At 48.8% G+C, this 10,522-nt stretch carries 8 protein-coding genes; 1 reads left to right on the top strand and 7 read right to left on the bottom strand.

From position 1 onward, the window contains the following. Nucleotides 1-81: 81 nt before the first annotated feature. Complete coding sequence (gene ftcD, locus AB1756_09470; GenBank protein ID MEW5807558.1) at nt 82-984, top strand: glutamate formimidoyltransferase; 903 nt, start codon at nt 82-84, stop codon at nt 982-984. Nucleotides 985-991: 7 nt separating this feature from the next. On the opposite strand, the gene AB1756_09475 is transcribed toward ftcD, so the two are convergent. From AB1756_09475 to lpxC, 7 genes are all read right to left on the bottom strand, one after another. Next, nucleotides 992-2,782: a S8 family serine peptidase gene (locus AB1756_09475; protein ID MEW5807559.1), complete on the bottom strand. Its 1,791-nt coding sequence runs from the start codon at nt 2,780-2,782 to the stop codon at nt 992-994. A 29-nt stretch (nt 2,783-2,811) separates the two neighbouring features. Continuing rightward, on the bottom strand, nt 2,812-3,429 hold the full coding sequence (locus tag AB1756_09480) for an OmpW family outer membrane protein (protein ID MEW5807560.1): 618 nt from the start codon (nt 3,427-3,429) through the stop codon (nt 2,812-2,814). A gap of 115 nt (nt 3,430-3,544) precedes the next feature. Beyond that, nucleotides 3,545-5,161, bottom strand: coding sequence for a tetraether lipid synthase Tes (gene tes / locus AB1756_09485; GenBank protein MEW5807561.1), 1,617 nt, complete (start codon nt 5,159-5,161; stop codon nt 3,545-3,547). A 102-nt stretch (nt 5,162-5,263) separates the two neighbouring features. Next, a complete protein-coding gene (locus tag AB1756_09490; GenBank protein ID MEW5807562.1) occupies nt 5,264-6,604 on the bottom strand; it encodes a sigma-54 dependent transcriptional regulator in 1,341 nt (446 codons plus the stop codon). A gap of 11 nt (nt 6,605-6,615) precedes the next feature. After that, nucleotides 6,616-8,763, bottom strand: a complete 2,148-nt coding sequence (locus AB1756_09495; protein MEW5807563.1) for an ATP-binding protein — start codon at nt 8,761-8,763, stop codon at nt 6,616-6,618. Nucleotides 8,764-8,779: 16 nt separating this feature from the next. After that, the gene (locus AB1756_09500) at nt 8,780-9,304 is read right to left on the bottom strand and encodes a DUF4390 domain-containing protein (GenBank protein MEW5807564.1); all 525 of its coding nucleotides are present in this window, start codon (nt 9,302-9,304) and stop codon (nt 8,780-8,782) included. 137 nt (nt 9,305-9,441) lie between these two features. After that, nucleotides 9,442-10,305, bottom strand: coding sequence for a UDP-3-O-acyl-N-acetylglucosamine deacetylase (gene lpxC, locus AB1756_09505; GenBank protein ID MEW5807565.1), 864 nt, complete (start codon nt 10,303-10,305; stop codon nt 9,442-9,444). Between the last annotated feature and the right edge of the window lie 217 nt (nt 10,306-10,522).

Raw genomic sequence — 10,522 nt, forward strand, 5'->3', positions numbered from 1 at the left:
TGATGGCATTTGTAAAGATAATTTTTTAGAATTATTTTGATTCTGGTTCAACCGAGATAAACTTGATGCGAGGAGGCTGCTTTGAAAAGGATCATTGAATCTGTTCCAAATTTCAGCGAGGGGATAAGAGAGGATGTCATCCGAGACATCGTGGACCCAATAAAAGATATCCCTGATGTCAGGATCCTTGATCTCTCCTCCGATAAGGACCATAACCGCTCCGTCCTCACGATGGCCGGGAACGAGGGAGGATTGAGCAAGGCGGTAGATCTCCTCTTCTCTCAGGCTATCAAACATATCGATCTGACTAAGCATAAGGGAGAGCATCCACGGATGGGGGCCATAGATGTACTTCCCTTCATCCCCATTAGGAACGTGACCATGGAGGAATGTGTGGAATTCTCCAAAAAGATCGGCCAGCAGATCGCTTCCAAATTCGGTATTCCCGTTTATCTCTACGAAAAATCCGCCACCTTACCGGAAAGGGAGAATCTCGCTAACATCAGGAAGGGTCAATTCGAAGGTTTCTTTGAGAAGATTAGACTACCTGAATGGAAACCGGATTTCGGATTCGCTGAGGTACATCCAACGGCAGGAGTGGTTGCGGTGGGGGCAAGGGAGTTCCTAATCGCTTTCAACATCAACCTGGGAACGGATAATATCGAGACTGCTTCGAAGATATCAAAAGCCATAAGGCATTCCAGCGGAGGACTGAGATTCGTCAAGGCAATGGGAGTGATGCTTGAAGAGAGGAAAGTGGCCCAGGTCTCCATTAACCTGACCGATTTCAGGAAGACTTCCATCTTCCGGGTCTTTGAAATGGTCAGGCAGGAGGCATCGCGGTACGGTGTCAATGTCATCGGAAGCGAGATCGTTGGACTCATCCCCAACGATGCCCTTCTCGACGTAGCCGAGTACTACCTGAGGATTGAGAACTTCAGTTACTCGACCGTTCTGGAAAACCGTCTGGCTGAAGTAGAGTAGCCTCTTTCTATTTCTTAAGAAGATTCAACCTTCCATTGCCCGATTTGTTATCCAGTCCGACATCTTCCATGTCCTTGGCTCGTGACTTAATGATATTCACGATCTGGGAAAGGCTGTAGGAACCTAATTTTGATTTAAGAAGCGCTACGGCACCTGCAACGTGAGGGGCCGCCGCAGACGTTCCGTAGAATCCATATCCATCATCCCATAAGCCATAGGCCCATGTATCCACACCATCGTAACCGCAGAGATCCGGTTTCGTTCGCCCATCGTGGGTCGGTCCCCATGAACTAAAGGGCTCGAGAGGCATGTTGCCCCACCAGTAGGCTGCGCCGACCGCCAGAGCATTCCTGGAATCGGCCGGTATTACCAGGCTCCCCTGTGGCACGACGTACTCCGTATCGCTGAAATAGCCGATGAAGAAAAGCTCCAGTTTTACGCTCCTCGTGGCGCTATATCTGTTGATTGCCAGATAGTAGTAATCCGAGGTCGGGGGAATGTAATAGATAGCCTCTGTGGGAGTCTGATCCTGGAGTCCACTCTGCTCATCAACCGAATAAGCCACGCGAACACCGTTTCTATTATAAAGATAGAGATCGTAGTCCTGGCTGGATACATAATGGGAGCCAGATACGGCCCAGTCGTCCCAGTTGAGGAGAATCCCGATCCCGAAGGGATATCCAGAATAGAGATAGATCCGATACAACTCATCCGTACCGTAAAATTCATTCCAGTCGTTGGAGTTCTGATCGGCAAAGTTCCCTTCCCAGTGGCTGTCTGCCTGATTTCCCGCTGCGGTGACCCATACAATCCCAGCACTGGCAGCGCGATCAACCTCCTGACAGATGGGACCGGTACCATCTCCCGGACCTGCGTTGAACCAGCCTATGGAATGAGAGATGACGTCAACCTTTTGCGATATCAGATAATCGACGGCCTCCGGGAATTCGACGTCATCGGCAAAATTGACGAGATACAGGCTGGCTTCCGGCGCCATGTCATGGACGATCTCGGCGCAGGCCGTTCCATGGTATTCACCGCCGCCCGTTATATCACCCGATGTGCTGTAGGTCGTGACAGTCGACGGGAGTTCCGATCCAAGAAGGTAATCATAGCCATAAAAGCCGATGTCCAGAATACCCACTTTCACTGGTCTGTTCAATTTCAAGTAGTTGATATTAAGGTTCTGCCACTGGTCAGCGCCACTCCTGGAGACTCCCTGGCTCCTGATAGAAAGCGGTACCGGTGTCATAGGTCTTCTGATTCGCTTCACTCCGACGGCATTTGAGAGCTCTTCAAGGGCTTCCGGCGGGATATAGGCTTGCAGTTTGTTCCCATGAAATTTAGGAACTCTCCCTCCCAGCTCCTTCACTTTTTCCATGATCTCAGATTCCTGCCCGCTTTCAACCTCGATGACCATTTTTATCAATCCTTCCTCCTCCTTGAAGCCGCGCGAGGATGCTTCCTTCAAAGCCTCTTCTTTACCTGCTTTCATGAATCTATCCATGATCGAACTAACATGGGAGTCCAGCCTTGATTCTTTCGCCAGGAAGGAGATATCAGGAAGCGATCCATCGGGTTCTTTTACATTGGATCCTCGTCTTTCCCGCCAGTCCCGCTTCCGTTCCCCGGGGCTGTCCCCTATGATGCTTCCTGTCGCGTTTCCATCCCTCGATTCTCTTTTGGCAGGTTTGCTATAGGTCGATAAAAGGAAGAGAGTGCCAGATAAAACGATGACGAGAGCAAACAGGAAAAAAGTATTCCATCTTTTCCGCATTTCATGTTCGTGCAGTTTCATAACTCCCCCTATCATTCGAAGAATCATTTTCAAAAGAGAAATTTAACCCCAAAATTAAGGTAGAGTGAATTCAGATCGATAGCATCTCCTGCTTCGATCGATTCCCCGCTATACGCATCAGCTATTTCCTCTTCACTTCCATCCAGAACGAGATACTTCAATTCAGCACTGAGCCATACCTTATTTTTGATATGAAAATCTAGACCCCCTCTCGCGTTGAATCCAAAATTATCGAAAGATCGCTCGACCTGAAACCCCAGATCTTTGAGGGGGCTGTCGGAATCAAAATCCGTTTTGTAATAACCGATTCCTCCTCCGGCATAGGGGACCAATTTCCCTTTGCCTTTCCAGTGGTACAGGGCCGAGATCTCAACCGAGGTCATGCCGATGTCGCCCCCACTGCTCTTTTCTTCATCCTTGTCGATGGAGGTCCTTCCCAGGACTCCAGAGATAGAGAAAGCCGGTTTCAGGAAAAAGTCGTAAATGACCCCGAGACCCAAGGATCCATTCAGAGAGGTTTCTGCAGGCATTTGATAGAAGAGTAAAGGTCCCAACGTCTGCGCCTTCTTGCCCTGTCCTGCCAGAAGGTTCGGAGCGCTCAGCAGGGCTATGATAATGGTGAAGTTGATGATCCAATTTTTTCTCATTCGTTTTCCTCTGCTGATGAAATTCTGACGTATACTTCAACGGCGAAATGCAATTTATCTATAATGGATCCCTTCCATGATGAGCTTCAGGCAAAGGATCCAGGGAAAATCTCTACTAAGGGGCCTCTCCGAAGAAGCCTTCGCTCACAAAGCTCGAGCCCTTCATCCTGATCCAGTCTTCTTTCGGAATGGAGAACTGCCGCTCTATCTTTTCCCTGAAGTATGGACCAGAGTTATAGGTGCAGAATGGGTACATCTTCCCATCGGGTGAGGAATAATGAATGACACATCTCTTCACCCTCTCCACATTGTAGTTGAAGGCATCCTGGAAGTGCATCCCCGCACAGTAGATCATCCTCCATTGATACTTATCCCTCTTGGCAATACCAAGCTGGCCACCCGCGTAATGGTCCATGATCTTGAGAAAGGTGAATAGATTGAAGTCCGTGTCTTTCTGGGAGAGGAAATGCTTTCTGAAGAGGTTGATGATGCAAAGTGTGGCGTAGAGCTTTGAGGGTTTTCTCTCCATTTTTTCCGCGAGTCGGACCATATCAAGCGCAGCTTTTTCAATATCAAAGATCTTGGGGAAGGGTATGACTTCTTTCGTGGCTCTGTTCACGAACAGGAATGTTCCGATGCCACAATTCGTGTGGCAGGAGCAAAACATATTTTTGACATCTCCCTTCTTGAATGAATCCATGACACGCGTCAGAGGATTTATCATCGCGATTGGATACCAGTCTCTCATCGCGCTGGCATAGCCGGTCTGCTTCTCGACAGCCCAGGCAAGGTCGGACAGAGTGAAGCGTTGTTGCATCCTAAGATGCTGGTCGATCCTCCCGGTGAAACACACCGGCTGGTAGCTGATTCCAGGTATGACATCCACATTATTGATGCCAAACTGGAGGATCTTTCCAATTTGATCGTCGTTGATCGTCTTGACGATGGTCGGAACGAGAACGACGGCGATGTTCAGCTTCCTGGATGTCTCAATGCACTTCTGTTTGATCTCCCAAAGATTTACTCCTCTCGTTTCCCTGTAGATCTTCTCATCTGTCCCATCGAACTGCAGATAAAGAGTGTCCAATCCTGCCTCCCGCGCCTTTTCCACAAACTCAAAATTTTGAGCGAAGATTATCCCGTTGGTCGCCGCCTGGATCCTGGCGTAGCCGAGTGTCCTGGCATACCGGCAGGCTTCTATAAAGTGTGGAGAGAGGGATGGCTCACCACCGGAAAACTGTACTGCCTGTTCCCTCCTCGGCCTGACGGAGATCGCCTGTTCGAGCATCCTCTTGATCTGATCGAGACCTGGCTCATAGACATAGTCAGTCGCGTTGGCGTTGGCAAAACAAAAGCGGCATCTCAGATTGCATCGATTTGTCAGATCGATGTTCGTGAGTGCGGGAGTGCTGTAGTGCATCTGGCAAAGACCGCAGCTCCATGGACAGAGGGTTGCATCCTGGACTTTCGGATTGGCGATACCCTCTCCCTCGAAGAAGGACCACTTTTCAATCTTTCTGTAAAGCTGAGCATCAGAATAGACGATGTCCCTGCAGGAACCGTGCTTTCCACATCGCTTCTCCATGATCACCTTGCCATCTTCTTCAAAGATGCAAGCCTCGATGACCTCCAGGCATTCGGGACACAGAGAATCGGTTTTTCTCGGAAGTCCCTGCATGGCCCGTTCAAAAATCGCCTCTTGAGGCGTGACAGATGAAAATCTATAACTCATGGTTCCCTCCTTAGAAAATTTTCGTTCTAGCATCTGCGCTACGCATAAGCGATTTTATTTAAGTTTAATGGAAAGGGATTTTCTCTGTCAAGACGATTAATCCTAGCCTCCTATCTTCACTTTTCTTTCGAGAGCCGGGAGGTCGATCTTCAGAATCTCTGAGGCTTTCTTCCAATCATGGTTGGTCGCCTCAAGGACTTGTTTCAAGTAATCCTTCTCGAAGTTTGAGAGGGCTACCTGAAGGGGCAGAAACTCTTTCCTCTTATCGCCACTCTCTATCTGGCGGAAACTGTCCGGCAGATCAAAAATCTCTATGAGATCTTTCTTCTGCATGATGACCAGTCTTTCTATCATATTCTTCAGCTCGCGGACATTCCCAGGCCATTGGTAACTCATCAGGAGATGCATGGCTTCCCGGCTGATCCGTTTCAGGCTCCTTCCATATTCATAAGAAAACTCTCGCAGAAAATGTTCGACCAGAGGCTCGACATCCTCTTTTCTCTCACGGAGCGGAGGGATCCTCAGCGAAACGATGCTCAGCCTCGATAATAGATCCTCATGAAACTTTCCGCTTCGGACCATTTGATCGAGCTCCCGGTGGCAGGCTGCGATGATCCGCACATCAACCCTCACCATCGTCTCTCCGCCGAAGCGCTCGTATTCCTTATCCTCCAGGAATTTTGCTATCTTCCTCTGAACTCTCGCATTTGTCTCGGAGATCTCGTCCAAGAAGATTGTTCCCTCATTGGCGAGCTCTAACTTCCCCTTCCTGCCTTGCGGCGTAAATGAGAGGGCTCCAGGCTCGCAACCAAAGAGCTCGTATTCGAGCTGATCCCCTTCAAAGGCGGCACAATTGACGCTGATGAAAGCTTCCTCAGAGCGCTTGCTTTGAAAATGAATCATCCTCGCCGCCAGTTCCTTTCCGGACCCGTTTTCTCCCAAGAGGAGGATAGGGCTGTCCGTGGGAGCGGTTATCTCTATGTCTCTCCTAAGAGAGGAGACAGCCATGCTGTTGCCAATAAGCGTAACATCCTTCTGGAGCTGTTCCTTGAGGACTTTATGCTTCTCGATGAGTTTCTTGTGCCGGATTGCATTCCTCAATACCAGAATGATCTTCTCGAGAGAGAGAGGTTTTTCGATGAAATCGAATGCTCCGAGCTTTGTGGCTCTCACGGCCGTCTCCACCGTCCCATGTCCGGAGATCATGACGACGGCAGGCTCGGCCCCAATGCTTCTCATTTTCTTCAATGTCTCCACCCCATCGATCCCGGGGAGCCAAACATCGAGCATTACCGCCTGATAATTTTCACTCCTGATGGCCTTTAGGCATTCCTCTCCGGATTCCACTGAATCGACGGAATATCCCTCATCTTCAAGGATGCTGGTCAGCGTGTTCCGGACGGCAAGCTCGTCATCCACGATAAGTATTTTTTCCTCTAACATGACTCACACCCTCAGAGTGGAAGTTCGATGATAAATTTAGCTCCATGAGGTAGATTGTCTTCCACGGTTATGTAACCGTTGTGATCTGAGATGATCCTCTGAACGATGGCAAGTCCCAATCCTGTTCCGACTTTCTTGGTGGAGAAGTAGGGAATGAAGAGCTTTCCCTTGTCCTCCGGAGCGATTCCAGGACCATCGTCGGAGAACTCGACCCGGAACCTCCTGGTCTCTTGAAGGGCCTTTGTCGCGATCCTGATGGTTCCATGTCTGTTCATCGCCTCAATGGAGTTGTCGATGAGATTGATCATGACTCTCTTCATCTGATCCGGATCCATGCTCACGGTGGTCGGTCGAGTATCATACTCTCTAATGAACCGGACACCGGCATGAACCGACTCGTAGAGTATTATGGCTGCTTCTAAGACAGCATGCGGGTCCGATGGGGTGATCCGGATGGCTGGCATCCGCGCGAATCTGGAGAACTCATCGACCATACCCTTCAGAGCATGAACCTGGGTTATAATTGTGGATGCTCCTTCCCTGACGATGCTCTTGAAGTCATCGGTATCTTCGCTGGATTTCTTCATGATCCTCTGGGCAGAAAGTTGAATGGGTGTGAGAGGGTTCTTTATCTCATGGGCAATCCTCTTAGCAACTTCCCTCCATGCCTCCATCTTCTGAGCCCGGATGAGCTGTGTGACATCTTCCAGCACGATCAGGACGCCAAGATAGTTACCCTGCACATCCTTTAGAGAGATGAAATTGGCAGCGAGATGCAGCACTCCTCCCCTGATATGCAGATGAAACTCACGTGCAACAACCAGGTTTTCGGTCCCCAGGATGTTCCAGATGAATTCCCTGAGCTCCTCTGCCTTAATCGCGTCGCTGAAAAGAACCCCGCCCCATGGACCAGGTTCCATGTCGAGGATCCTAATGGCGGTCCTGTTGATAGTCGTGATCTCTCCCCTGCTGTTCAGGGAGATAACACCGGTCGTGATATTGTCAAGAAGGGTCTCGATGTAATTACGTCGTTCTTCCAGAGTCAGCTTATGGATCTTCAACTCGCCTGTCATCCTGTTGAAAGAATCAACGAGCATCCCGAGTTCATCGCCGGCATCGACATCCACGCGATAGTCCAGATTCCCGGCAGATATCTCTCTTGTCCCTTCAGCCATCTTCTGAACGGGGACTGTGATCTGCCTTGTGAGATACATGCCAACCCATGTCGCGGAGAAGAGGATCAAAAGCGCGATCAAAGCGATGATGTAGATGTAGATCCTCTTTATCTCTCTCTTCTGAACCTTCATCTGAAGATAATCCCTCCGGCTCTCATCGATCTTCTGAACCTTCTCGGCAAGATTTTCGTGGACATAGATTCCGGTGAGCAGGGATCCGACGACATCGATCCTGTTGAACGAGGAGAGGATGGGAACCGCGCTCCTCACGAGATATCCTCTGGGAAGATAATCTATCCGTCCCAGCGCCTGGCCTTTCATGGTACTTTCCAAGAAATCTTCAGGGAAGGCGGACATTTCTTCGCGGCTCACTCCAGCCTTATCAGGAGCGGTTGTCGCACACGAATAGATACTTTCCGTATCGCCGAGATGAACGACGATGACGTCAAAATTATGCTCCTCCAATTTCTCATCTAGTAATCTAGCAAGAGACTCTCTTTTATCCATGTCCAGCAATTGCTCCTGCGTGATCCTGTCCCCGATCTCCCGAGCCAGACTGAGAGCCCTTTTTTTCATATCTTCATTGAAGTAGTCCACGATCTCCGAAGAGTGCTTCGTGATATCGTCCACCGGCGGAGTCAGGAGGTTATCAACGCTCTTCTGGATGATGGTAATGGCCGCGTAGAAGAGAGTGATGGAAGGGACAAGAAGAGGAATGAAGAAGATGAAGATCAGTTTAGTCCTGAATTTTGAACCGAGGATCCCTCTCTTTCTCTCTACGATCAGTTTCACGAAATTCCTGATAAGGATGAAGAGAACACCAAGTATGAGGATGATGATTGTCACCGAGAGGAGATAGAGGAACATTGGGATGATGTAATCTCTCGGGTCGAAATATTCGGATCTTTCGATTACATAATAGAGAAATATAAGCAGGCTAAGAAGCACGACCAAGCCAATGTAGATCAATTTTTTGGGCTTCATCTTCCCCACCTCTGCCTTAGAATCTCAACTCCTTTTCCTTGCTAGCCGAATAATCGTAAGGGATGAAGAAGAGGAGAAAATTAGGCGCAATGGATGTCCTCACTTTCAGGAAATAGTTCTTCTTTCCTTTGATTGGATCGATGGATCCAACTTTGAAGTCGCTAATCTCCGTCATCCATTCTTCCACCTCTTCCAGTCGATCGGTCGTGGCCGTGTCAAAGGACTGACCGTTCACTTTCTTCTGCAATGTGTACAGCTTGGTCAGGGTGTCGTACTTAACGGTCGTGACGATGGCATGCTCCAGGAGCACCCTGCCCATCGGCAGAATCGGATTCTTCTTGTAGATCTTTATGACGTGCTCGAAAGCGGTCTCAATGCCGCTATGGATCTTCTCCTTGATTTCTCTGGTAAAAGTTCCGCTTACTTTGAAGGAAACAGTCAGGAATTGATTAGAATTCTTTATCTCGAGTCTTTCCACTCTGGCGTTCAGCAGATCAGCCTGACTGAAAAGTGGTCCTGCGGCAAGCAGCAACACCATCATAAAAAAGAAGAAGTTCCGCATAACTTCCACATCTACTTTGAGTTACAATTTTAAATGCTAACTTATTTCTTTTCAAAAAACAAGCAACGTAGAGAAAGCAGATCGCCGGGAGAATTAAACAGAGATTATTTTGTAAATCAGTTGGGGATCCATCGGGAGAAGTACCAGGACTTCTTCTCATCCATGATCTTCATGGCCAGCCTGGCATGGAGGTCATGTCCAGCCCTGTAGGCGATGACGTGGCCCTTGATCGGCCTGCCGATGAGAGAAAGGTCACCCGTTAGGTCCAGTATTTTATGTCTGACGAACTCGTCTTGAAATCTGAGCGATTCGTTTAGAATTCCATTCTTGCTAATCACGACCGCATTATCGAGGGACCCCCCTTTTACGAGTCCTGCCTTCCTCAGAGAGGCGATGTCCCGTTCGAGAGTGAACGTTCTTGCCGGTGCGATCTTCTCGGTAAAAGCCTGGACTCCCCAAAGACTGGCCGTGAGCTCCTGATAGCCAAGTATCGGATGCTCGAAATCGATGGCATAGGTGACCCTGTATTCGCCGCATGGATAGATTGAAACTCTCTTATCCTCCTCTTCTTCCACCGAAATGGGGCGGCTTATCACCAGATAAAGTCTCGGCTCATTCTGCTCCTGAAGCCCCGCCTCGTGAATGAGGTGCACAAATGGGATGGAACTTCCATCCATTATGGGGATTTCATCTCCATCCATCTCAACTCTAATGTTATCGACGCCTAGAGCGTATAGCGCAGCAAGGAGATGCTCTGCCGTATTGATGCGGACTCCATCTTTTTCCAGGCATGTTGCATAGTTCGCCTTCCCATAATTCGCGAGAAGGGCTTTCACTTCAAAACCATCCATGTCCTTTCGGACAAATACGACACCGGTATTCTCCAAGGCGGGGCTCAGCGAGAGGTACACCGTCTTGCCTGTATGGAGACCGACTCCCCGACACTCCACTTTCTTGCGGATCGTTCTTTGAAAATACATTTCATTTCGTAAAATAGCATACCAAAATATCCATTGAAAGAAAAAATCTTCAAATTTCGAAAAATCTTTCTTGTTTCTGGACCGATTTAATGTATACCTAAATTGAGCGATTCTTGTTATGAATGGTAGTTTACCCACCTCCATACATGGATTCAAGGACCCCGCGGCTTGGGAAGCCCATTTTGATAAGTCAATGGAGGATGATTTTTCTTCCCAT

It is taken from the genome of Acidobacteriota bacterium (assembly GCA_040752675.1).
Lineage (GTDB): Bacteria > Acidobacteriota > Polarisedimenticolia > JBFMGF01 > JBFMGF01 > JBFMGF01.

What these genes read in the sequence shown, in the direction of transcription:
- AB1756_09475 (MEW5807559.1), bottom strand. Translation starts at nt 2,782, where the DNA reads ATGAAACTGCACGAACATGAAATGCGGAAAAGATGGAATACTTTTTTC.
- AB1756_09480 (MEW5807560.1), bottom strand. Translation starts at nt 3,429, where the DNA reads ATGAGAAAAAATTGGATCATCAACTTCACCATTATCATAGCCCTGCTG.
- tes (MEW5807561.1), bottom strand. Translation starts at nt 5,161, where the DNA reads ATGAGTTATAGATTTTCATCTGTCACGCCTCAAGAGGCGATTTTTGAA.
- AB1756_09490 (MEW5807562.1), bottom strand. Translation starts at nt 6,604, where the DNA reads ATGTTAGAGGAAAAAATACTTATCGTGGATGACGAGCTTGCCGTCCGG.
- AB1756_09495 (MEW5807563.1), bottom strand. Translation starts at nt 8,763, where the DNA reads ATGAAGCCCAAAAAATTGATCTACATTGGCTTGGTCGTGCTTCTTAGC.
- AB1756_09500 (MEW5807564.1), bottom strand. Translation starts at nt 9,304, where the DNA reads ATGATGGTGTTGCTGCTTGCCGCAGGACCACTTTTCAGTCAGGCTGAT.
- lpxC (MEW5807565.1), bottom strand. Translation starts at nt 10,305, where the DNA reads ATGTATTTTCAAAGAACGATCCGCAAGAAAGTGGAGTGTCGGGGAGTC.